This window comes from Rhodococcus sp. FW305-130, assembly GCF_058788335.1.
Window position 1 is genome coordinate 278,332 of the sequence record NZ_JBYTAP010000005.1, and the last position, 22,409, is coordinate 300,740.

Here is a 22,409-nt window from a genome sequence, read left to right on the forward strand (position 1 = left end):
CACCCCTGGCTGGTTGAGAGACAGGCGGCGTTCGCCGGTCTCGGATCAGAAACTGTGTTCTGCGGCCGGGAAAGCGCCAGTGCGAACTTCTGATGCATAGGCTGCGGCTGCGGAACGCAGTTCGTCACCGACGTTACCGAAACGCTTGACGAACTTGGCTGTCTTACCGCTCGTGTAACCCGCCATGTCCTGCCAGACGAGTACCTGAGCGTCGCATTCGGAACCGGCCCCGATGCCGACGGTGGGGATGGTGAGTTTGCGGCTGACCTGGCCCGCAATCTCGGCCGGAACCATTTCCATGACGACGGAGAACGCCCCGGCTTCCTGGACTGCAATGGCGTCCGCCACAAGCTGCTCGGCCGCGTCGCCGCGACCCTGGACGCGGAATCCGCCGAGCGAGTTCACGCTCTGCGGGGTGAATCCGACGTGAGCCATGACGGGGATGCCGGCCGAGGTGATAGCCGCGATCTGCTTGCTCATCCGCTCGCCGCCCTCGAGTTTGACGGCGTGCGCGAGGCCTTCCTTCATGAACCGTGTCGCAGTCGCAAGGGCCTGCTCGGCGGAACCCTCGTAGGTGCCGAAGGGGAGGTCGGCGACGACGAGTGCGTGCGGGGCGCCGCGAACCACGCCACGCACGAGCGGGAGCAGTTCGTCGACGGTGATCGGCACGGTGGTGTCGTAGCCGTAGACGACGTTGGCGGCAGAGTCGCCGACGAGCAGCACCGGGATGCCTGCGTCTTCGAAGATGCGTGCCGTGGAGTAGTCGTAAGCGGTGAGCATCGACCAGCGTTCGCCGTTCTGCTTCATCTCGGCGAGGTGGTGAATGCGCGTCTTACGCTTCGGTGCATCGGTAGAGCTTGCAGTGGGTACAGAACCATAGAGAGGTGTTTCGGACATCGTTGTCCCTTTCTGGCCTCGAGGCCCTGAGCGTTGATCGCCTTCGGGTCCCCGGGTGTGGGTGATGACGTGTTCAGTCTGCCACCGGACATCGCCGACACGAATAGTTGACGGGGTGCAATGGGTCACATCACCGCGTGCCTGTCAGTTAGGCGCCGAACCGAGGCGAACCGCTGGCTACCGAGGTTTCCTGGCACCATCAATGGCATGTCGAAGTTCGTTCGCCTCTCCGGTGCCCTCGCCGGAAGCGCAGCAGTGCTCGTGTTGGTTGTCGGTTGCACCAGTTCGCAAGGCACGCCCGAATCAGTGGAACCTGCTGGTTCTGCCGCGTCCGCGGTGCCGTCCGGCCTCGAGAAATTCTACGAGCAGTCGCTCGACTGGGGTTCGTGCGACCAATTTGTCGAAGAAGGAACTGCGCCGCTGGGGCGTGGGGTCGACTGCGCCGAGGTGAGCGTTCCCGTCGACTACGCGAATCCGAACGGCGACACCGCGAAGGTGGTGATCTCGCGTTCGAAGGCAACCGGCGACCGCATCGGCTCACTGTTGCTGAACCCCGGCGGGCCGGGTGGGTCCGGGCTGTCGATGGCGACATCGGGTTCGGGCACCGAACTGCAGGAACGTTTCGACATGATCGGCTTCGATCCGCGGGGGATCGGGGCATCGACCCCGCAGGTTCGGTGTTTGACGCCGGAGGAGACCGACGCGGAGCGTGCGGAGGTCAACGTCGACATGACGCCGGAGGGCATCGCTCTCGCCGAGGCGGACAGCAAGGACTACGCCGCCAAGTGCGCTGAGCGGACCGGTACGGAGTTCCTCGCTCATGTCGGTACCTACGAGGTGGTGCGAGATATGGACGTCATTCGGGGCGTTCTCGGCGATCCGAAGATGAACTACCTCGGGTTCTCGTACGGGACCCGGCTCGGATCCACGTACGCGGAAACCTTTCCGCAGAACGTCCGAGCGATGGTTCTCGACGGCGCGCTCGACCCCGAGCAGGATCCGGTCGACGAAGTGGTCTTGCAGGGGCAGGGCTTCCAAGGCGCGTTCGACGCCTTTGTCGCCGACTGTGTCTCGCGAACGGATTGCCCGCTGGGTGATGATCCGGCGCAGGCGCAGGCACGCTTTCAGGCACTCGTCGATCCGTTGATCGAGAAGCCGGCACAGACCACCGATCCGCGCGGGCTGAGTTATTCCGACGCGATCACGGGCGTGCAGCAGGCTCTGTATTCGCCACAGTTGTGGACGCCGCTGCGTGGGGGTCTGTCGAGTCTGGCCGACGGACGCGGCGACTCGCTGCTCAATCTCGCCGACATGTACGAAGGCCGTGAGGACGACGGCAGCTACTCCAACATCAACGACGCGTTCAACGCCATTCGCTGCGTGGACGATCCGGCAACCACCGACCGCGCCGAGGCCGGCGAATCCGACACTCGGTACCGCGAGGCGGCGCCGTTCCTCGACGACGGCCGCGGGACGGGTCAAGCGCCGCTCGACCTGTGCGCGTTCTGGCCCGTTCCGGCTACCGGCAGCCCTCACGCGCTCGACCCCCAGGAGCTCGCCGATGCCGGCCTGCCTCAGTTGGTCGTCGTCTCCACGACGCAGGATCCGGCAACGCCGTATCAGGCCGGAGTGGATCTCGCCAAGCAGTTGGGCGCTGCCCTGATCACGTTCGACGGAACCCAACACACGGTGGTTCTGGACGGAAACTCCTGCGTCGACGATGCCGTCGTCGACTACTTCGTTTACTTGAAGGCGCCGGAAGAGGGTCTGACATGTTAACCGGCGCGACGCCGTACGCTGCGCCTATTCGATGGTGACCAATCACTCTGTTGACCGGGACCACTGATGTAACACAGATTTAACGTGGCTTGCTTAGTCTCGCGTGCATGGATCGCCAAAAAGAATTCGTGCTTCGTACCCTGGAAGAGCGCGACATTCGGTTTGTCCGCTTGTGGTTCACCGATGTTCTCGGGTACCTCAAATCGGTGGCGATCGCCCCCGCCGAACTCGAAGGCGCCTTCGAGGAAGGAATCGGATTCGACGGTTCCGCCATCGAGGGATTCTCACGAGTCTCCGAAGCCGACACCGTCGCTCGGCCCGACGCCTCGACATTCCAGATCCTGCCGTGGGCCCACAAGGACGGTGCGCAACATTCTGCGCGCATGTTCTGCGACATCACGATGCCCGACGGTTCGCCGTCGTGGGCCGATCCGCGCCACGTACTGCGTCGCCAGTTGAGCAAGGCCAGCGACTTGGGCTTCAGCTGCTACGTCCACCCGGAAATCGAGTTCTTCCTTCTGGAGAACGGCCCGATCGACGGCACTCCGCCGATCCCGGCCGACTCGGGCGGATACTTCGACCAGGCCGTGCACGATTCGGCTCCGAATTTCCGCCGCCACGCCATCGACGCACTCGAGTCGATGGGCATCTCGGTCGAGTTCAGCCACCACGAGGCCGCGCCGGGTCAGCAGGAGATCGATCTGCGCTACGCCGACGCACTCTCGATGGCCGACAACGTCATGACGTTCCGATACGTCGTGAAGGAGGTCGCGATCGGTGAAGGCGTCCGGGCGAGCTTCATGCCCAAGCCGTTCAGTGATCAGGCCGGCTCCGCGATGCACACCCACATGAGCCTGTTCGAGGGCGACACGAACGCCTTCCACAATCCTGACGATCCGATGCAGCTCTCCGAGACCGGCAAGGCGTTCATCGCCGGCATCCTCGAGCACGCCAACGAGATCAGTGCGGTCACGAACCAGTGGGTCAACTCGTACAAGCGACTCGTCCACGGGGGAGAGGCACCCACTGCTGCGTCGTGGGGCCCGTCCAACCGATCGGCTCTCATTCGCGTCCCGATGTACACGCCCAACAAGGCGTCCTCGCGCCGCGTCGAGATCCGAAGCCCAGACTCGGCCTGCAACCCGTACCTGACTTTTGCGGTCCTGCTTGCTGCCGGTCTTCGCGGCATCGAGAAGGGCTACACCTTGCCGCCCGAGGCAGAAGACGACGTGTGGTCGTTGACCTCCGCCGAGCGCCGCGCCATGGGTTACAAGGAACTGCCGAGCAACTTGGACAGCGCTCTGCGCGAGATGGAGAAGTCGGAACTGGTGGCCGAAGCACTCGGCGAACACGTCTTCGATTTCTTCCTGCGCAACAAGCGTCGTGAGTGGGAGGAATACCGCAGCCACGTGACGCCGTTCGAGCTCAAGACCTACCTCGGTCTGTGACGGTGAAACCGCCCGCTGCGAGATCAGCAGTTCCAGGACCGGGTCGACTCGGGCTGGTCGAGCCCACCGCTGCCGACGAGTTGCGTCAGCTCGGTTGGGTCGACGCCGAGAGCATCGAACTCTTGTGGTCGCTTTCGCGTGCCGCGAATGCCGACCTCGCTCTGCGCACCCTTGTACGGATCAAGGACGGGCTCGACGACGGGTGGCGCGAACTCGATCAGGCATTGCGCAAGGACAAAAGCCTGCGAGGCCGCTTGTTCGCACTCGTGGGTGCGTCGTCGGCCTTCGGCGATCACCTGGCCGCGGATCCGATCGGCTGGAAACTGCTCGACGGAACCGCTCTGCCGACCAAGGACGAGGCCACCGCAGCGTTGCTCGAGGCCGTGGGCGCCACCCTCGACGAGGGCGCTACCGAAGGCTCGCTGACCTACCGCGCCACCCTGACCGGGCCGGAAGCTGTTGTTGCTCTGCGTAAGAGCTACAAGGACCAGCTGATGCTGCTGGCTGCGGCTGATCTTGCGGCGACCGTCGAGAACGAACCAGTAGTGCCGTATCAGACTGTGGGTCACCAGCTTTCCGATCTCGCGGACGCTGCCCTGACCGCCGCACTGGCGGTGGCTATCGCAACGGTGTGCCCCGAGGGCAGTTGTCCGATCCGGCTCGCCGTGATCGCCATGGGCAAATGTGGTGCGCGCGAGCTGAACTACGTCTCCGACGTCGACGTCGTGTTCGTCGCCGAACCGGCCGATGCGACGGCCAGCCGCGTTGCCGGCGAGATGATGCGTATCGGTACTTCCGCATTCTTCGAGGTCGATGCTGCGCTGCGCCCCGAAGGCAAGCGCGGAGAACTGGTTCGCTCCCTCGAATCCCACATCACGTACTACAAGCGCTGGGCCAAGACCTGGGAGTTCCAGGCACTGCTCAAGGCTCGTCCGATGACCGGCGACATGGAGCTCGGTCGCCAGTACTCCGAGGCGATGAGCCCGATGGTGTGGATCGCCTCCGAGCGCGAGGACTTCGTCCCCGAAGTCCAGGCCATGCGTCGACGCGTCGAGGAAATGGTTCCCCCCGAACTGCGTGAGCGTGAACTCAAACTCGGCCGCGGAAGTTTGCGCGACGTCGAATTTGCCGTCCAACTCCTGCAATTGGTGCACGGGCGCGCCGACAGTTCGTTGCATGTCCAGAGCACGGTCGATGCACTGACCGCATTGGCGGCGGGTGGATACGTCGGCCGCGACGACGCCGCCAACCTGACTGCGTCGTACGAATTCCTGCGCCTGCTCGAGCACCGTCTGCAGTTGCAGAAGCTCAAGCGCACACACACCCTGCCGCCGCCGGACGACGAGGAAGCGCTGCGTTGGCTGGCCCGCGCCGCGCACATGCGGCCAGACGGTCGGCTGGATTCCCTGGGCGTCCTGCGCGCCGAGATCAAGCGGAATTCGCATCGGATTCGCCGCCTGCACGCCAAGTTGTTCTACCGCCCGCTTCTCGAATCGGTGGCGCGGATGGACAAGGAAGCACTGGTCCTGGGACCAGAAGCCGCGGTTCGGCAGTTGGCCGCTCTGGGTTACACGGCACCCGAGCATGCTCTCGGGCATCTGACTGCACTGACGAGTGGCGCTTCACGCAAGGGTCGCATTCAAGCGCTCCTGTTGCCGACTCTGCTCGAATCACTCGCGGACACACCGGATCCCGATGCAGGTCTGCTCGCTTACCGCAGGCTCTCGGACGCGCTCGTCGACCAGACGTGGTTCCTGCGCCTGCTCCGCGACGAGGCTGCGGTGGCCGAGCGTCTGATGACCGTGCTGGGCTCGTCGGCGTACCTACCGGACCTGCTCATCAAGGCTCCCGACGTGATTCGCTTGTTCGCGGATTCGCCGAGTGGACCGCGCCTTGTCGAGCCGAAGCCCGAGGACGTCGCTCGCGGAATACTCACCGCCTCCGGCCGACACAGTGATCCCAATCGTGCTGTTGCCGCGGCCCGCTCGCTGCGGCGACACGAACTTGCGCGCATCGCGTCGGCCGACATCCTCGGCATGCTCGATGTTCCCGCCGTCTGCAAGGCGCTGTCCTCGGTGTGGGCCGCGGTGCTCAATGCATCGCTCTCCGCGGTGATCAAGGCCAGCGTCACCGAACTCGGGACCGAGGCGCCGGCCAGTTTCTCCGTCATCGGCATGGGCCGACTCGGCGGCGGCGAACTCGGCTATGGATCCGATGCGGACGTGCTGTTCGTGTGCGAACCCCGCGAGGGCGTCGACGAGACCGTTGCGGTCAAGTGGGCCAACAGCATTGCCGACAAGGTGCGCAAGCTTCTCGGGGCACCGAGCACGGATCCTCCGCTCGAAGTCGACACCGGATTGCGTCCGGAAGGTCGTAACGGACCGATGGTTCGCACGCTCGAGTCGTACGACGCGTACTACGCGAAGTGGGCTCAGGCGTGGGAGATTCAAGCGCTGCTTCGTGCGCACCCGGTTGCCGGTGATCCTGAACTGGGACTGCGGTTCCTGCACATGATCGACAAGACGCGCTACCCCGAAGGCGGCGTCAGTGACGCGGCGGTGCGCGAGATCCGGCGCATCAAGGCGCGCGTCGATTCCGAAAGGCTTCCTCGCGGAGCCGATCCGGCGACGCACACCAAACTGGGTCGCGGTGGCTTGGCCGACATCGAGTGGACTGTGCAATTGCTGCAGCTGCGCCACGCGGACAAGATCGAGTCGCTGCACAACACATCGACGCTCGAGACTCTCGACGCCATCGGCGCCGCGGAACTGCTCAGCGAAGGCGACGTCGAACTGCTGCGTGACGCCTGGATCACCGCGACGAAGGCACGCAACTGCCTCGTTCTTGTGCGGGGCAAGCCGACGGATCAGCTTCCCGGCCCGGGCCGTGTTCTCGCGGCGGTGGCGCAGGTCGCTGGATACGGCGACGACGCAGGGGAGTTCCTCGACAACTACCTGCGCATCACACGACGGGCAAAAGCTGTGGTGGAGAGGGTCTTCGGCGGGGAGTAGCGTTTTCGCTCAGTCCTGCCGAACCGGCGCGTTCGCGGCGAACTTGCGGACTTCGGCGTCCTGCCACACGTGGGCGGGAACGCCGCCGCCGAGTAGCTCGCGCGCGAGCGCGGGTTGCCCGCCGATCGGTACGTCGCTGCCCGCGATGATCATGTTGCCGTAGCGACGGCCCTTGAGCATCGCGGGATCGGCGATGATCGCCATGTGTTCGAACTGCGCACCGATCGTTGCGGCTTCACTGCGCGCGCCCTGAAGATCCGGGGTGTCGCCGCAGTTGACGATGTAGATACCGCCCGGTGCCAGCACGCGTCGTACGTGGGTGGTGAATTGCGCTGTTGTCAGCGGAGTCGGAGTTGTGTTGCCGGCAAAGACATCTCGAATCACGACGTCTCGGGTGGACTCGGTGAGAGTTTCGGTGACGGCGCGGGCTTCACCTACACGAAAGCGCAGCAGCGGTGCGCGCGGTAGGTCGAACCAATCGCGCACCAGTTCGGCCAGGGCGCCGTCGATTTCGACAACCACCTGACGCGCGTCGGGGTAGGTGGCGGCGAAGTACCTGGCCATTGAGCAGGCTCCGCCGCCGAGATGCAGAACCCGCAGACGCTCGGTCTTGTCACGTTCGGAATCGACCAGATGCGCGATCCACCGCATGTACTCGAAATCGAGCACCGTCGGATCTGCGACGTTCACGTGGGAACTGGGCACTCCGTTGATCTGGATGATCCAGCTGTCGTCGGAGTACTGGTCGCGGACAAGTTCGCACGTCCCGGTATCGATCGGAAAAGTACCGGCGACGGGACCGGACTCGCCTCGCTCGGGAGTACCGCTGCGAGTTCTTGTCTTGCGAGTTCCCTTGGCCACTGTGTTGATACTAGCCGTGCGCGTTTCCGGTAACGCCGAGTACCAAAAAGGCGCACGGACCGGCGGTATTCTCGAGTAGTTTCAGGCACACTCGTAGGTGGAGTGTGATCGGCGACACAAATGCCGGCGCGTTCTTTCGTCGTCCGTGCATCACGAAGAATTTCGAGGAGTGCAGGTGAAGGTCAAGGCAGCGGTAGTCAAGGCGCCAGGTCAGGCATGGGAGATCGAAGAGGTCGAGCTGGGGGACCCGGTCTCGGGTGAGGTACAGGTCCGACTCGCCGCATCGGGGCTGTGCCATTCGGACGAACATTTGCGTACGGGCGCCAGCCCGCTGCCCTTCTACCCGGCCTTGGGCGGGCACGAAGGCGCCGGAGTGGTGACGAAGGTCGGCCCGGGTGTCGCGAGCGTCGAAGAAGGCGACCACGTGGTTCTCGCCTTCATCCCGGCGTGCGGACGTTGTCCGTCTTGCGCGAAGGGTCTGCAGAACATCTGCGACGAGGGAGCCGGCCTGTTGACCGGGCAGGCGATCTCCGACAAGACGTACCGCGTCACCCTCAACGACGAGCCGGTCATCCAGATGTGCCTGCTCGGAACATTTTCGCCGTACGTGACCGTCAACGAGGCGTCGGTGATCAAGATCGAGAAGGACATCCCGCTCGACAAGGCGGCCTTGCTCGGCTGCGGTGTTGCCACCGGTTGGGGATCGGCCACCGCGATCGGTGGAGCCAAGGTCGGTGACACGGTGGTGGTCGTCGGCGTCGGCGGCGTCGGAATCAACTCGGTGCAGGGTGCGGCGTCAGCCGGAGCACGATTTGTGATCGCGATCGATCCCGTCGAGTTCAAGCGCGACAAGGCAAAGGAATTCGGCGCCACACACACGTTTGCCTCCCTCGAGGAAGCGCTACCGGTGATCGGCGAGATCACCTGGGGCAAGATGGCCGACGTCACCGTGATCACCGTGGGCGAGATTCACGGCGACATCATTCAGCCCGCGCTCAGCGCGACGGGCAAGGGCGGGCAGGTCGTGGTCGTCGGAATGGGGCACTACGCGGATTCGCAGGTGACGCTCAGCCTCTTCGAGCTGACCCTTCTACAGAAGCGTTTGCAGGGAGCCATCTTCGGCGGGGTAGGACCACGGTCCCAGATTCCCAAGTTGCTCGATCACTACCGAAGCGGCGCACTCAAACTCGACGAGTTGGTGACCAAGACCTACAAGCTCGAGGAGATCAACGAGGGTTACGCCGACATGCTCGAGGGAAAGAACCTGCGCGGAATGATCGTCTACACGGAGGACGATTACTGATCGTTCCCCCTCTGACTGAAGGGTCCGGCCCGACACCACACTTCGTGGTGTCGGGCCGGAGTTTTCTGCCCCCATGCAGATTTCTGTCGATCGATGAGTCGACTGCCCCCGTTGTGGGCACTCGCAGAGTGAGGAAACCGGGCACCGTGTCCGGACCTCAGTCCACGACTCGACAGAGAAGAGCAGAACATGCCCTACATCACCACTTCCGACGGAACCGAGATCTACTACACCGAGCACGGGGTCGGCCGGCCGATCGTCCTCAGCCACGGGTGGCCGCTGAGTTCTGACGCGTGGCAGGTCGAGATGAAGCTGTTTGCCGACGCCGGATACCGGACCATCGCGCACGATCGTCGAGGGCACGGTCGCTCGTCGAAGACGTACACCGGCAACGACATGGATACATATGCCAAGGACCTGGCTGAGCTGATCGACACGCTCGACCTGAAAGACCTGATCGTGGTGGGCCATTCGACCGGCGGCGGGGAAGTGGTCCGCTACGCGGCGCAGCACGGCAAGGGGCGCGTGGACAAGGTGATCACCGCCGGCGCCGTTCCGCCGATCATGGTCAAGTCGGACGGCAACCCCGAAGGCACACCGATCGAGGTGTTCGACGGCATTCGTGAGGGAGTTCTGCGAGATCGATCGCAGTTCTACAAGGACCTCAGCGAGAGCTTCTACGGCGCGAACCGCGAAGGGGCCGACGTCTCGCAAGGGGCGAAGGACGACTTCTGGCGACAGGGGATGTTGGTCAACCTCGCCGCGGCCTACGACTGCGTCAAGGCATTCTCGGAGACGGATCAGACCTCCGATCTCGAAGCCATCGACGTTCCGTTCCTCATCGCTCAGGGCGACGACGATCAGATCGTGCCGATCGGCGCAGCGGCGGAGAAGGCGATCAAGCTGGTGAAGAAGGGCACGCTGAAGGTGTATCCGGGCGCACCGCACGGAATTTACGGCTCGTATCAGCAGACCCTGGACCGGGACATTCTTGCCTTCATCGAGGACTGACGTCAGCGATTCGGAAGGATAAGAGTCGAACGGATCAAAGGCCATGTCCACACACGTTGCCTCGCTGCGCGATGGTCCCAGTGTCTTCGAGAACGAACTCGGATCGATCTCGCAACTCGACACGAGTTCGTTGCCGATCCTGTCCGGTCTGTCGATCAAACGAATTGTTCTCGGCCCCGGTGCGATCCGCGAACCACAATGGAACGTCAACGCGAACCAGATCGCCTACGTCACCAGCGGAACCGTGCTCGTCTCGATGTTGGGCAATGCCGACGAGTTCGCCAGTTTCGTGGTGCGAACGGGGCAGATGTATCACGTCGAATCCGGCGCGATTTATCACATCGAGAATGTCGGAGAGGAGGAGGCGGAGATCATCGCTGCCCTGCGTACTTCAATCCCGCAGCACTTTTCGTTGCAGAGTAGCGTCAGCGCAATGTCGAACGCGGTGCTCGGCAATACCTACGACCTCGCCGCGTCAGCCTTCGACGTCTTCGGTAGGGCCGATGCGTCCCAGATAGTTCGGCGGGACGGCGCCGCCGTCGTTCCCGATACCGCCGGCTTTCCCAACGCGCATCTCTTCGATCTCGACGGCCAGATCGCGCCCCTCGCATACCCGTACGGACAGGCGAAAGTGGCACGCAAGCAGTATTGGGCGGCGCTGGAGGATCTTTCGATGTACTCGTTGACTATTCGCGAGAGTGGAATGCGTGAGCCACACTGGCATCCCGTCACTGCCGAAATGGGATACGTGCATCGTGGTCACGGGCGGATGACGGTCCTCGATCCGGACGGTTCGCTCGACACCTACCTACTGGAGTCCGGTCAGGTGTATTTCGTTCCGCGTGCCTACCCCCATCACATCGAGGTTCTAGGTGACGAGGACATCAACTTCCTCATCTTCTTCGACCAGCCGACGCCGGGCGACATAGGCTACCGTGCAACGGCTTCCGCGTTCTCGCGCGGCGTTCTCTCGGCCTCGTTCGGTGTTCCGGAACGCGATCTGCCGCAATTTCCTTTCACGCCGGTCGATCCGCTCATTGTCTCGCGCAACAATCCGATCGACCGCCAGCACTGACCGGCAAGGACGCCCATCATGACTGACTCGCTGATCGTGACCGATCACGGTACGACGCTCGACTTCACGTACGAAGATGCTCTGCACTATCACGGGCCGCAGGCGCCGGGAGGGGTGGCGCATGCCTACAAAGTCCTCGAGCGCGCACTCGGTGTGCTCGGCGGGGAAGGCTCCGTCGAGCGTCGCGAGTTGGTCGTCACCACCGCACACGGCGGACCAGGAGTGCGCGACGCGTTCGAGTTGGTCACGCGCGCAGTGACCGAAGGGCGGTACACCGTCGACAGTTCCCTGGCCCGGCCTGAACGAGGAAATACGCTCGCACTGTATGTCTTTCGGGTCGGCTATCGCGGCGCGAGCGCCACGCTGACTGTTCGGGAGGGATTTGTCGTCGACGAGTTGATCACTCTCTCCCGCAAGACTGACCGGACAGCCGAAGACGAGTCACGCCTGACAGTGCTCAAGCAGGAGATGGCGGACCGAGTGATGTCGAGCCCGGCCGAGAGCGTGTACGACGTCGAGATCGGCACGCTCCCCGCCTGACTGACGGCGGCATAGGCGTCGGTGTGCAGAACTCTGGGCTGTCTGGAGTCAGCGGCTGGCGAACATCCTTATCCGCTGGTCGCGACTGCGCTCGAGATGGTTGCGCATGTGGCCACGCGCGGACGATTCGTCCCTGGCGCGGATCGCGTTCAGGATCTCTTGATGTTCCGAATTGAGCAGGTCCGGTTCGCCGTAGTTCGACGGCGGGCCGCTGTCGTAGATTCGCAATTGGGTGGTGAGGCGGATCAGCAGTGAGGTGATCGTGGAATTGTGGGCGGCCTGCCAGAGGGCCTCATGAAACTTGAAGTTCCCGGAACGCACCTCGGTGCCTTCGGTTGCAGTGCAGCAGAACTCGTGTAATCCGTCCAGGCGAGCAAGGTCGAGATCGCTGTGGCGTAGTGCCGCGGCGCCTGCCGCTTCCGATTCGAGAGCTACCCGCGCCGCGTAGATCTCGATGACGTCCTCGGGTGTGCCGGAACGGACACGAAAACCGCGAGCGGCTCGTTCGAGTAGTCCGTCGTGTGCGAGCCAGTTGAGTGCTTCCCGGATCGGGGTGCGGGATGCGCCGTACGATTCGCACAATTGAGTCTCGTGCAGCGGAGCGCCCTGGGGGAACTTGCCTGCCAGGATGTCGGCTCGCAGGCGCAGGTACTGCCGCGAGGTCTGATCGGACCGGCCGAGCGCAGCCTCCGGCACCAGCAGATCGGTGGTGCTCGTATCGGCGTCGAGATCCATGTGTCCCCATTCCTGTGCATGCAAGTAGAGCGCGTTCGATTATGCCATCGACGACGAGTGAGTACTTGCGTATACGCTAGTACTCATTTAGGTTCGTGCTTGTTCGTTTCCGAGGGAGAGGGTCCGAAGTGGCTGGAGAGACCGCGTCGCCGCTGGTGAGTGCCGTTGAACTCGACGCGATGCTGCGTGAGGGAGGCGTCGCCGTGCTCGACGCGACGGTTCATTTTCCTCCCGCGCGATTTGACGGCGACTACCGCCCGGAATCCGGGTACGGCGGCTGGGTCTCCTCGCACATCCAGGGTTCGCGACATGTCGACCTCATGGACGTCTTCTCCGAAAGGGAAGCGGCGCTGCATTTCACACGCCCGTCAACGGAGCAGTTGGTTTCCGATCTCCAATCCAGTGGTATCGAGCCGGGCGCGACAATCGTGATCTACGACCAGGGATCGACCACCTGGGCATCACGGCTCTGGTGGGTGTTTCGCAACGCCGGCATCGAAGCAAGAGTTCTCGACGGTGGCCTCGCCGAATGGACTCGACGCGGCTTCGCGCTCGCGAGCGGTGACGACGTAATCCACACGTCGGCGTCGACGCGTTGGAGCGTGACGGATCTGGGTCTGTGGGTCGATTTACCTCGCGTTGCGTCGCTGTCCAGCGGAGGCGAAGCCGGAACGCTGGTGTGCGCTCTCGCGCCTGAGCAGTACGAGGGAACCGAGAAGACGCGATACTCGCGACGCGGGCACATTCCGTCAAGCGTGAATCTGTCCGCGAAGAGTCTTCTCGGCTCCGACTCCCGGATGCTTCCGGTTGAGGAAGTATTGTCGAAATCTGCCGACGTTCTACCAACCGCCACCGGCCCTGTCGTGATCTATTGCGGTGGTGGAGTTTCGGCGTGTTTGACCGCACTTGCGCTGATCCGCAGCGGCCACGCGGACGTCAAAGTCTACGACGGTTCGTTGGAGGAATGGACTGCAGATCCGGTTTTGCCGATGGTTGTCGGCAGTGAGCCCGGTGGCGCGAATCCGGATGTGCGATGTCCGCGGTCCTGAATCGCCGCAGTCCCCAAATACCTCACGTCCTGAAGGAATTCTCATGTCTGACACTGTCTCTGTCGAAACCGTCGCGTCGGCGATCGACGCACTCCGCGATCAGGTACCGCTCGTCCAGTCGCTGACGAACATCGTTTCGGCGAACTTCTTGACCAATGTTCTGCTCGCTGCCGGCGCAAGCAACGCTCACATCGACAACGTTCATGAAGCGGGTGGGTTCGCTGCCGTTGCCGGGGGAGTGCTCGTCAACCTCGGAACGCCGGACGACGGGACAGCCGAAGCCTTCCTGATTGCCGCAGAAGCGGCCCGAACTGCCGGTACGCCATGGGTTTTGGATCCAGTCGGTGTCGGCGGACTGCCCTGGCGGAGCGGTATCGCTGTGGATCTGCTGCGCTTTCACCCCAGCGCCATCCGCGGGAACGCATCGGAGATCATCGCTCTGGCCGGACTCGGCGGTGACACCCGCGGCGTCGACAGTGCCTCCGACTCCGCCGACGCAGTGCCCGCCGCTCTGTCACTTCTGAAGCATGCGGATGCCGTGTCGGCATCAGGCCCGGTCGACTACATCGTCGGCCGCGATCGTGGCGGCGACGTTCGGGGCATCCGAGTCTCCGGTGGCAGCGCTCTGTTGCCGCGCGTGACCAGTACCGGTTGCTCTCTGGGAGGCCTGGTCGCTGCCTACCTCGCCGTTACGCCGACCGCGCTGGACGGATTGGTTGCCGCGCATACGCATGTTGCCGTGGCATCGGAGATCGCCGAGGAAAATGCCTCAGGTCCTGGTTCTTTCGCGGTCGCGTACCTCGACGCGCTCTACACCGTGAATGCGGACACCATCCGCTCACGTGCCCGAATCGAATCGTTCGACCTGCCGGCCGGAGTGCAGAACTGATGGGCGTCAAGACATTTTGGTATCTCGCCCAGGCCGACGGGGACTACCCGTGGAGCCCCGGTGGGCTGTTCCCCGTGGACGGGGCCAGGCAGATCGAGCTCGCGAAGACCATCGACGACGGCGGATTCGAAGGTGCGCTTGTTGCCACCTGGCCGAACGATCCGTTCATTTCGGCGACGTGGGCGGCAGCGCACACCACGCGCATGAAGTTCCTTGTCGCCGTCTACGCGAACATGACGCCGGCGCGACTGCTGGCGGAGAAGGCATTGACTTTCGACGCCTTCAGCGGTGGCCGACTGTTGATCAACTCGGTCAACGGACGCGAAAACATCCTGACCAAGTACGACATGAACGTGCCCCACGACGAGCGTTACGAGTTGGGGGAGCAGTACTGGGCGGACTTCCGCCGCATCTACGCCGAAGGCACGGAGTCGAACTTTCCCAACACACCACTGCGTATCGATGCGCCCGCTGGGCATCAGGTTCCGCTGTGGGGTACCGGTGATTCGCCTGCAGGCCTGGCGAATTCAGGCAAGGTGCTCGACACCTATCTGGCGATGTTGCGCGAGACTTCGTTCATCGAAGACAAATTCTCTGCCGCACGGGCGGCGGCGGAGGCAGCCGGGCGCGAGTTCACCGACTTCGGTGCGCTGACCGGGGTGATCGTTCGCCCCACCAAGGCGCAGGCGCACGACCGGTTCCGTTCGTTGTTCGAGAAGACGGGCGTCGAGCAGATCGCTCATGTCTTGGACAACGCAGTGCGTCGTCGTACTCAGGGGAAGCAAGACCTCAAGACTTTCACCGCTCGCGACGCACAGCGACAGGGCTGGGCCGACAAGATTGCTTCCGGCCGACTTCCGGAACCGGAGGAGTTGTACGTCGGTGACGGGCTGTACGCGGGTATCACAGCGTGGTCGCCTCTCGACATCTTCGGCACCGGGTCATCGGCGGTGTACTACGTCGGCGATCCCGATTCGATCACGGACTCGGTACGCACGCTTCGCGGCCGAACCGGTTTGACTGCACTGATCCTGGCAGGTTGGCCGCTGATCGAGGAAGCGAAGTGGGTTGCGGAGCATCTTGTTCCGCGATTCGACGAACTCAGCTGACTTCGCGCCGCAAGACAGTGGTACCGAGACCCAAAGTGTCGCGGAGAAATGCTGCGGCAGTGCCGATTTCATCGGCAGTGCAGTCGAGAAGGATCTTGACTTCCACGTCCTTCTTGTCGATGTCGGCAATAACGGCCATGGCAACAACGCCGTTGCCGACGGCAGAGCCTCGGAACAGATCGATCCCGTCGCCGTCCGCGCTGACGGTCCCGTCGAGATAGCCGTAATCGAGCGGATAAATCGCAGCGGGGTAACGCGGGTGTGCCGACCCTCGGGGGCGATCGATCACGACAGTTGACGTGGCAGTCAGGTGATCGAGGGCGGAGAACAGGTCTTCGCTCATCGTTATCGGTGCTCGCGCAGTAGCTGAGTCGGTGTCAGGCCTGTCAGCGCTCGCGTATCGCGCGCGAGGTGGGCTTGGTCGGCGTAGCCGGCGCGACCGGCCAGCGACGACAGCGTGAGATTTGCATCGCGGCTGAGAGTCAACACGTCCTGGATACGTTGCACTTTCTGAATCATTTTGGGGGACAGCCCGATCGACGACGTGATCGAGCGTCGAAAATGACGTTCGGAAACACCGAGGTCTGCGGCGATCTCTCGTATCGGAGGCGAAGGGGAGGAGATGAGCGCGGAGTAACCACGCTCGATTCCGTGGTCGGGTTCCAGTCCGCGCCACAACTGGCCCAGTAGGTGAGCGTCGACTGCCTCGTGGCTAAGGGCGTCGGCAAGTACCCGCGCTTGTCTGGAAGTGAGGATGTCGTCGAAGGCGATCTTCGAATCCTGCACCGCGTCGGCCGCTGTGCCGAGCAGGCTCCGCAGAGCCGGCGGATTGATCCGGATGCCCCACATGGTTGTACCGGCGGCGACCGAAACCAGATCGGCACCGGTTGCGGGTCCGACGAGCCACGACTTTCCGGTGCTGTCGACGATGAAGTCTGCGCAGAGATCGGGAAGAATCCGCTTTGCCTCCGTGGGCGCATGGGGGTCAGTAGTGCTTTTCCACGCGCAACTGAAGAGGCCGGCCGAACCGGTGATCCGAGTCTCGACATAGGTGTGGCCGTTTTGTTCAAGACTCGACGCTACCGTCCGACTACCGTCAAGAGCGAGGGTGTCAGTGCCGGTCATCAGATCATCGTCACACACTCGCCGATCACTTCTCGACCCGAAACAGGAGAAATACCGTGTCCGTCTCTCCGAGACTCGATCTCGTCGGAATCGTCACCAACGATCTCGCGCGTTCCCTCGCGTTCTACCGAACCCTCGGGCTCGACATTCCGGAAACACCCGCTGACGCTCCACACGTGGAGTTCACTTTCGACAGTGGGCTTCGGCTGGCCTGGGACGCGCTGTCCACCATCGCGAGCTTCGATCCTGACTTCGTTGTCGGGGAAGGTCGACACCCCGTCGCTTTGGCCTTCGATTTCGGGACACCCGCTGCAGTCGACGAGGCGTATCAGCGCATCACAGCCGACTTCCCCGGACACAAAGAGCCATTTGATGCCGTGTGGGGCCAGCGTTACGCCGTTCTTCTCGATCCCGACGGCAATACCGTGGATCTCTTTGCCGCGCTCTGATTTCGAACGACGCAGGCCCCGACCGAAATTCGGTCGGGGCCTGCGATTGTCGGTGATCGAGTCGTTGTCAGTTCACCAAGCGTTGAGGGTGTCGAGGATCTGGCCTCGGGCCTTCCACAGTTCCGCGCCCCAGTACGGCCACGAGTGAGTGCCGTTGGCCGGGAAGCTGTACGTTGCCGGAATTCCCAGGGAGTTCATGCGCAGCTGGAATGCCCGTGAGTTCATCAGGGCAAGGGCTTCGAGGCCGATGGCGCTACCGGTATTCACGAAGTCGACGGGACGACGCGGTTGATCGAACTGCCCGGGTAGGCCGCTCGCGGCGGAGATGTACAGAGAGAGCCCAGCCAGCTCGGGTGCAAACACGAAGGGGTCGTTGCGGAGCCAAGCGGGGTTCCATGGCGGTCCCCACATGGCATCGACATTGAAGGACCCTGCGCTGACCATGGCCACGCGGATTGCTTCACGCATGCCTGGAGCTGAGATGTTGAGGTATCCCGAGAGCGATCCGGCGAACTTGAACTGATCGCGGTGATAGGCGGCGAGCGTCAGTGCCGCGCTGCCACCCATGGACAATCCGAGCACACCGTTGTTGGTTCGGGAGACGCCGCGCGATTCCAGATAGGCGGGAAGTTCCTGGGTGAGGAAGGTTTCCCATTTGTACGTGACCGGCTGGCGATTCAAATTGCTGTTCGCATACCAGTCGGAGTAAAAGCTGGACTGCCCGCCGACCGGCATGACCAGTGTGACGTTGTCGCCGCGATACTGCTCGAGAGCGTTGGTCTCGAAACTCCATGCGTTTCGGTCGTCGCGTGCTCGTAGACCGTCGAGAAGATAGAGCGCCGCGTTGCCGCCGCGCGAAGCCCACTGGATCTGAACCTTGATCGGCCCCATCGAGGAGTCGACGAACACTTCCTCGTATCCACCGGCCGGGGCGGTGCGCGCGGGCGCTGCGGTCGCTACTGATCCGCTGATCAGGCCTGCGGTCAGGGGGAGTGCGAGTGCTGTCGCGGCGAGGCCGAGGATCCGACGCTTGATTCGTTTCGAAATGCGGTTTCTCGAAATATCCGGGTTCGAAATATCTGGGTTCTTCGCCAAATCTGTGTGAGCCTCGTGCATGTATTACTCCCGCCCCAAAGGTGCTTGCACACCGAAATCCGACCGAGCCCCCCGAGGCACGGAATTCCTGATGACACTAAGTGGTCTGTATTGACGTCGACGGCTCCGTTACCGTTTCGTTATCAAACTGGTCTGATTCAGGTAGTGCCGTCATGCGTCGTCGACCGGAGGTTGCGCGTCGATTTGCCACCCTCCACGAATCAGGTGTTCACGTACCCGGGCGACGTCCGATTCGTGCGGAATATCGTCGGTGACCTTGGTGATGAGGACGCCGATGTCGATCGGATCGACCGAACCGGGAAAGTCGATCGGATCGACCGGAACCGGAAAGTCGGCGACGAGATCGTCGGCAAGAACGGCGATCTCGTCGTCGGACAGCTGTCGCCGGAGCAGTGCCATCAAAGGGACGTAGTCCTGCTCCGGCACGCCGTTCGGATACCCGGCACGGAGCCAGCCGAGTATCGAAGCCAGAAGTGGTGGAAGACTCAACGAATCGAGCTTCAGTCGTTGTCGAGATCAGCGAGGGGCCACCCGGCGGCGGCCAGGACGGAGGCAACGCGCGCGATGTCCTCGTCCGAGGGAGTCTGGCTCGTGAGATCGGCGATCTGAGCGCTGATCTCGTCGCTAGAGATCACCTGGTCGCTGTTGACGTCGCTCAGTTCTGCGAGTGCAGCGCCGATGGCAATGTCTCGAATTTGCGCGTCCGAGAGCTTGCGTCGTAGCAATGCGACCAGCGGAATGCGGTCCTTGGGCGGTATGCCTTCGGGGTAGCCGGCGCGAAGCCATTCCAGAATGGATTGAGGAAGGGATGGAGTCGGTGCAGTCACGGTGATGTCTTTCCGCTCGTGAGGGCGCACGGGATCAGAAGATCTCGATGCCGAATGTGTGGCTGAGGAAGCCCTGCATGATGAAGAGGATTCCGGTGACGATTGCGATGAGCACTACCGCGAAGCACACCACTGCGCCTGCCACGGCCAACGGACTGCGAGCCGCGACGGCAGTGCTCCCGCCGCCACTGCCACGTTGCCCGGCGTCGAGGGACTTCAGGCCGATTGCGAAGATCGCCGGAAGTCCGGCGCCAAGCAGGAGGCCGACAAGCACGACCTGCCAGAGCGAGTCGACGGTGTTTTCCAAGATATCCATGTCGATTCCCTCTTTCAGGCTTTGACGTCGGTGGTGACGCGGGCGTCCGGACCGGGGACCTCTGCAGGCACCAGGCCGCCGTCCCACTCGGCGTTGACGTTGCTCGGATCGATGGGCTCCTTGCGGGAGCGCAGATACATCCAACCGGCCAATGCGATGAGCACAGCGAAGACGACCAGGACACCGGGCAGGCCGCCGACGGTGTTGGCCAGTCCCCAGCACAGAGCGCCGACGATCGCAGCGGACGGGAGAGTGATCAACCAGGCGACCGCCATGCGTCCGGCGACGCCCCAACGAACCTCGGCGCCCTTGCGTCCCAGACCGGTTCCCATGATGGAACCCGTCGCCACATGGGTGGTCGAGAGTGGAAGACCGAGGTGGCTGGAGGTGAGAATGATGGCAGCAGAAGATGCTTCGGCCGCCATGCCCTGCGGCGCGGCGATCTCGACCAGGCCCTTGCCGAGTGTGCGGATGACTCGCCACCCGCCGAGGTAGGTTCCGGCAGCGATCGCGAGTGCGCAGGTGAGCTTGACCCAGAACGGCATGTCCGCGTCGGCGGAGATGGTTCCATGGGCGACCAAGGCGAGGAAGATGACGCCCATTGTCTTCTGAGCGTCGTTGGTGCCGTGGGCGAGGGAAACGAGTGAAGCCGAACCGATCTGGCCGAGTCGGAAACCCTTGTCCTTGGTTTCCTCACCGACGTTGGAGGTGATGCGGTAGATGAGCCAGGTTCCGGCCGCTGCAACCAAGCCGGCTACGACGGGAGCGAGAACTGCGGGGATGACAACCTTGCTGAGCACGCCGCTCCAGGCGACACCGCTCATTCCGAGGGACGCGATGGCGGCGCCGATCAGGCCGCCGAACAGTGCGTGTGAGGAACTCGAGGGGATGCCGAGCAACCACGTTGCCAGGTTCCAGATGATGCCGCCGACAAGGCCGGCGAAGACGATGGTGAGCAGCGCTTGGCCACCCACATTTCCGAGGTTCACCACGCCCTTGGCCACGGTGGCAGCAACCTCTACCGAGAGGAAAGCTCCGACCAGGTTCAAGGAAGCAGACAGAGCGACTGCCACCTTGGGCTTGAGGGCGCCGGTTGCAATCGACGTGGCCATAGCGTTGCCAGTGTCATGAAAACCGTTGGTGAAGTCGAACCCCAGAGCGGTTACGACGACGACGAGGAGAACGATGAGTTCCGCATTCACGAGAAGTCATGTTCCAACACCTGCGGGCCACAAATCGACCTGAGACGTGGTCGTTCCGCGACATTTCCATCACTCGGCACCTGTTGTTCATCTTCGTCCGGATAATTGTCCGTTTCGAAACGCGCGAGGCATAGAAAGTTCATTCGTGTGCATGGTCGTGGAGTTTGTGGAGGCATACGCCAATTGCCGGACGGACGTATCGGGTTCTGGACTTCCTCGAAATCGGGTAAGGCCAAGCGGCTGCGGAACAACCCACGCGTCACCGTCGTGCCGTGCAACAACCACGGAAAGGTTGCCGACGGCTCTTTGCTGGTTGCCGGGACCGCTCACTTGGTGAGCGGCGGACCTGAATTCGACGAGATCCGCAGCAAAGTGAACGCGAAATACGGTGTGATGGTGCCTATTTCGAAATTCTTCAACACCCTCGGTCACATCGGTAATGGTCCGTTCCCGTATGGCGACACCGGCGTGATCATTTCCGTCGATGCGTAGTCGGGATTGCGCAGCGGAGTAGCCTGAAAGTATGGAACCCACGACCGGGCGCCTCTGCCTGACGGTTCCACGAATCCTCCGTTAAGGAGCCTCGTCATGGCGCACATCAGCACTCTCGACTATGCAATGGAAGCGCCGCAGCGCCATGTCGGGCAACCTTTCCCGTCGCCGACGCGGACTCCGCGGTTCCTGCTTCGTGGTCAAGGCGCCGTCAAGGCATCGGTAGACGGCGCATGGTTCCCATGGACCACCAACGTCACGGCGGAGCTTCACGATCTGATATCCGCACTTTCGCTGAGGTTGGGGCCGATCGCGCGGGTTGCGTTCGACTGGAACACGATCAGCAGCGCGCAGCGTCGTATCGACGAGGTCGACGGACTGGAAGTGCGGGGTCCGTACCCTGGCCAGCCTCACGATTTGATGTATCTCGACGACATCTATGGTCGTCAACTCGTTCTGATGATGATTCCGCCGTACACGGATCCGGACCGTGCGTACGAGATCATGCGGCGGTTGGTTGATCCTGGCCGTAGCGAAACCTATCGGGTGCAGTGAGATCTTTCTGACGTGCGGGGTCGAATCTTTCGATTCCTGAACATGCGTCCAGTTTGTCTGGTTTGATGGTTCTCGTAACCACAATCTCAGGCGCATTCCTTCAGGTCAGCGCTTGGGCGCGGCAGCTTGACTCCCTGCCGTGTCGTCGGTCCGGCATGTCCACCACCCTCCCACTGTGCGTGAGCGCCGGATCGAATGAAGCCCCGCCCTCCCCACGGGGGTGGGGCTTCTACTTTGTTCGGGCTGAGCGGGGTTCGCATCGCCGAATCCGCCGGGTCGTTCGGAAGTTCGGGACGCCCTGGTCCGTAGCATCGCCACTGTGAACATTTCTCTACTCGGTGCGGCGGGGCTTCAGGACTGCGCCGACAGTGGAATGGACTGCATGGACGGATTCGGGGCGTTCGTTCTTCTGTACGGCGGCGGATTCATTCTCGCCTTGATATGGATTTCCCTGTGCCTTGTCGGAACGGCCGATGTGGTTTCCGTGTCCGGGCGAATCGGTGTGTGGCGAGCAGTCGCCTTCTTTTTCGGGATTTGGCTTGTGCCCATCGCCGGGTTGAGTGCATGGCTTGTTTTCCGACGCTCTCGTTAACTCGCGAAAGTGGAGTCGGAGAGGTAGA

Annotated in this window: 24 protein-coding genes; 14 read left to right on the top strand and 10 right to left on the bottom strand. The window is 62.8% G+C overall.

Translation table 11 applies throughout. The features are described from left to right. Window positions 1-45 precede the first annotated feature (45 nt). Window positions 46-897 (bottom strand): 3-methyl-2-oxobutanoate hydroxymethyltransferase, encoded by an 852-nt coding sequence (panB, locus tag AC3WQS_RS17495; protein ID WP_003941624.1) that lies wholly within the window; start codon window positions 895-897, stop codon window positions 46-48. Window positions 898-1,104: 207 nt separating this feature from the next. Between panB and AC3WQS_RS17500 the strand changes: the two genes are divergently transcribed. The 3 genes from AC3WQS_RS17500 (at window position 1,105) to AC3WQS_RS17510 (ending at window position 7,135) form a co-directional block, all read left to right on the top strand. Further along, window positions 1,105-2,676 carry an alpha/beta hydrolase gene (locus AC3WQS_RS17500; protein ID WP_492711480.1) on the top strand — a complete coding sequence of 524 codons (1,572 nt, stop codon included), beginning with the start codon at window positions 1,105-1,107 and terminating at the stop codon, window positions 2,674-2,676. A gap of 107 nt (window positions 2,677-2,783) precedes the next feature. Next, window positions 2,784-4,124: a glutamine synthetase family protein gene (locus AC3WQS_RS17505; protein ID WP_003941637.1), complete on the top strand. Its 1,341-nt coding sequence runs from the start codon at window positions 2,784-2,786 to the stop codon at window positions 4,122-4,124. Continuing rightward, complete coding sequence (locus AC3WQS_RS17510; RefSeq protein ID WP_019748946.1) at window positions 4,121-7,135, top strand: bifunctional [glutamine synthetase] adenylyltransferase/[glutamine synthetase]-adenylyl-L-tyrosine phosphorylase; 3,015 nt, start codon at window positions 4,121-4,123, stop codon at window positions 7,133-7,135. Before AC3WQS_RS17505 ends, AC3WQS_RS17510 begins: the two co-directional genes overlap by 4 nt. Window positions 7,136-7,144: 9 nt before the next feature. Here the strand turns inward: AC3WQS_RS17510 and AC3WQS_RS17515 are convergent, their stop codons facing one another. Further along, window positions 7,145-8,005 carry a spermidine synthase gene (locus tag AC3WQS_RS17515; protein WP_492711538.1) on the bottom strand — a complete coding sequence of 287 codons (861 nt, stop codon included), beginning with the start codon at window positions 8,003-8,005 and terminating at the stop codon, window positions 7,145-7,147. A gap of 166 nt (window positions 8,006-8,171) precedes the next feature. Here AC3WQS_RS17515 and AC3WQS_RS17520 point away from each other — a divergent pair, with 166 nt between their 5' ends. From AC3WQS_RS17520 to AC3WQS_RS17535, 4 genes are all read left to right on the top strand, one after another. Next, window positions 8,172-9,299, top strand: a complete 1,128-nt coding sequence (locus AC3WQS_RS17520; RefSeq protein WP_020908136.1) for an NDMA-dependent alcohol dehydrogenase — start codon at window positions 8,172-8,174, stop codon at window positions 9,297-9,299. A 189-nt stretch (window positions 9,300-9,488) separates the two neighbouring features. Then, complete coding sequence (locus AC3WQS_RS17525) at window positions 9,489-10,310, top strand: alpha/beta fold hydrolase (protein WP_019748943.1); 822 nt, start codon at window positions 9,489-9,491, stop codon at window positions 10,308-10,310. A 43-nt stretch (window positions 10,311-10,353) separates the two neighbouring features. Continuing rightward, complete coding sequence (locus AC3WQS_RS17530) at window positions 10,354-11,385, top strand: cupin domain-containing protein (protein ID WP_492711478.1); 1,032 nt, start codon at window positions 10,354-10,356, stop codon at window positions 11,383-11,385. 18 nt (window positions 11,386-11,403) lie between these two features. Next, window positions 11,404-11,925, top strand: a complete 522-nt coding sequence (locus AC3WQS_RS17535) for a hypothetical protein (protein ID WP_070797528.1) — start codon at window positions 11,404-11,406, stop codon at window positions 11,923-11,925. A 48-nt stretch (window positions 11,926-11,973) separates the two neighbouring features. Here AC3WQS_RS17535 and AC3WQS_RS17540 read toward each other — a convergent pair whose 3' ends face one another. After that, window positions 11,974-12,660, bottom strand: coding sequence for a GntR family transcriptional regulator (locus AC3WQS_RS17540; protein ID WP_020969908.1), 687 nt, complete (start codon window positions 12,658-12,660; stop codon window positions 11,974-11,976). Between the two features lie 128 nt (window positions 12,661-12,788). Here AC3WQS_RS17540 and AC3WQS_RS17545 point away from each other — a divergent pair, with 128 nt between their 5' ends. The 3 genes from AC3WQS_RS17545 to AC3WQS_RS17555 are packed head-to-tail and all read left to right on the top strand — an operon-like array spanning window position 12,789 to window position 15,707. Then, window positions 12,789-13,709 (top strand): sulfurtransferase, encoded by a 921-nt coding sequence (locus AC3WQS_RS17545; protein ID WP_492711476.1) that lies wholly within the window; start codon window positions 12,789-12,791, stop codon window positions 13,707-13,709. 43 nt (window positions 13,710-13,752) lie between these two features. Beyond that, window positions 13,753-14,598 (top strand): hydroxyethylthiazole kinase, encoded by an 846-nt coding sequence (gene thiM / locus AC3WQS_RS17550; protein WP_092763398.1) that lies wholly within the window; start codon window positions 13,753-13,755, stop codon window positions 14,596-14,598. Continuing rightward, complete coding sequence (locus AC3WQS_RS17555; RefSeq protein ID WP_492711475.1) at window positions 14,598-15,707, top strand: LLM class flavin-dependent oxidoreductase; 1,110 nt, start codon at window positions 14,598-14,600, stop codon at window positions 15,705-15,707. Before thiM ends, AC3WQS_RS17555 begins: the two co-directional genes overlap by 1 nt. Here AC3WQS_RS17555 and AC3WQS_RS17560 read toward each other — a convergent pair. Together AC3WQS_RS17560 and AC3WQS_RS17565 are read right to left on the bottom strand one after the other, a co-directional pair. Beyond that, window positions 15,700-16,050, bottom strand: a complete 351-nt coding sequence (locus AC3WQS_RS17560; protein WP_047887987.1) for an inorganic pyrophosphatase — start codon at window positions 16,048-16,050, stop codon at window positions 15,700-15,702. The two genes, AC3WQS_RS17555 and AC3WQS_RS17560, sit on opposite strands and share 8 nt — an antisense overlap. Before the next feature lie 2 nt (window positions 16,051-16,052). Then, on the bottom strand, window positions 16,053-16,832 hold the full coding sequence (locus AC3WQS_RS17565) for a helix-turn-helix domain-containing protein (RefSeq protein WP_492711473.1): 780 nt from the start codon (window positions 16,830-16,832) through the stop codon (window positions 16,053-16,055). 56 nt (window positions 16,833-16,888) lie between these two features. Here AC3WQS_RS17565 and AC3WQS_RS17570 point away from each other — a divergent pair, with 56 nt between their 5' ends. Further along, a complete protein-coding gene (locus AC3WQS_RS17570; protein WP_019748934.1) occupies window positions 16,889-17,281 on the top strand; it encodes a VOC family protein in 393 nt (130 codons plus the stop codon). Window positions 17,282-17,353: 72 nt separating this feature from the next. On the opposite strand, the gene AC3WQS_RS17575 is transcribed toward AC3WQS_RS17570, so the two are convergent. From AC3WQS_RS17575 to AC3WQS_RS17595, 5 genes are all read right to left on the bottom strand, one after another. Continuing rightward, the gene (locus tag AC3WQS_RS17575; RefSeq protein ID WP_019748933.1) at window positions 17,354-18,397 is read right to left on the bottom strand and encodes an alpha/beta hydrolase; all 1,044 of its coding nucleotides are present in this window, start codon (window positions 18,395-18,397) and stop codon (window positions 17,354-17,356) included. A gap of 150 nt (window positions 18,398-18,547) precedes the next feature. Beyond that, window positions 18,548-18,886 carry a DUF3349 domain-containing protein gene (locus AC3WQS_RS17580; RefSeq protein WP_019748932.1) on the bottom strand — a complete coding sequence of 113 codons (339 nt, stop codon included), beginning with the start codon at window positions 18,884-18,886 and terminating at the stop codon, window positions 18,548-18,550. Window positions 18,887-18,897: 11 nt separating this feature from the next. After that, window positions 18,898-19,224 carry a DUF3349 domain-containing protein gene (locus AC3WQS_RS17585; RefSeq protein ID WP_020908123.1) on the bottom strand — a complete coding sequence of 109 codons (327 nt, stop codon included), beginning with the start codon at window positions 19,222-19,224 and terminating at the stop codon, window positions 18,898-18,900. 34 nt (window positions 19,225-19,258) lie between these two features. Continuing rightward, window positions 19,259-19,540: a hypothetical protein gene (locus tag AC3WQS_RS17590; RefSeq protein ID WP_021344617.1), complete on the bottom strand. Its 282-nt coding sequence runs from the start codon at window positions 19,538-19,540 to the stop codon at window positions 19,259-19,261. A gap of 14 nt (window positions 19,541-19,554) precedes the next feature. After that, the gene (locus AC3WQS_RS17595) at window positions 19,555-20,742 is read right to left on the bottom strand and encodes an inorganic phosphate transporter (RefSeq protein WP_047887988.1); all 1,188 of its coding nucleotides are present in this window, start codon (window positions 20,740-20,742) and stop codon (window positions 19,555-19,557) included. Window positions 20,743-20,925: 183 nt separating this feature from the next. On the opposite strand from AC3WQS_RS17595, the gene AC3WQS_RS17600 reads away from it, so the two are divergent. The 3 genes from AC3WQS_RS17600 (at window position 20,926) to AC3WQS_RS17610 (ending at window position 22,381) form a co-directional block, all read left to right on the top strand. After that, complete coding sequence (locus tag AC3WQS_RS17600) at window positions 20,926-21,234, top strand: PNPOx family protein (protein ID WP_019748929.1); 309 nt, start codon at window positions 20,926-20,928, stop codon at window positions 21,232-21,234. Between the two features lie 96 nt (window positions 21,235-21,330). Continuing rightward, a complete protein-coding gene (locus AC3WQS_RS17605; RefSeq protein ID WP_003941615.1) occupies window positions 21,331-21,789 on the top strand; it encodes a DUF5994 family protein in 459 nt (152 codons plus the stop codon). Between the two features lie 319 nt (window positions 21,790-22,108). Next, window positions 22,109-22,381, top strand: a complete 273-nt coding sequence (locus tag AC3WQS_RS17610; protein ID WP_223257792.1) for a hypothetical protein — start codon at window positions 22,109-22,111, stop codon at window positions 22,379-22,381. The last annotated feature ends 28 nt before the right edge of the window (window positions 22,382-22,409 follow it).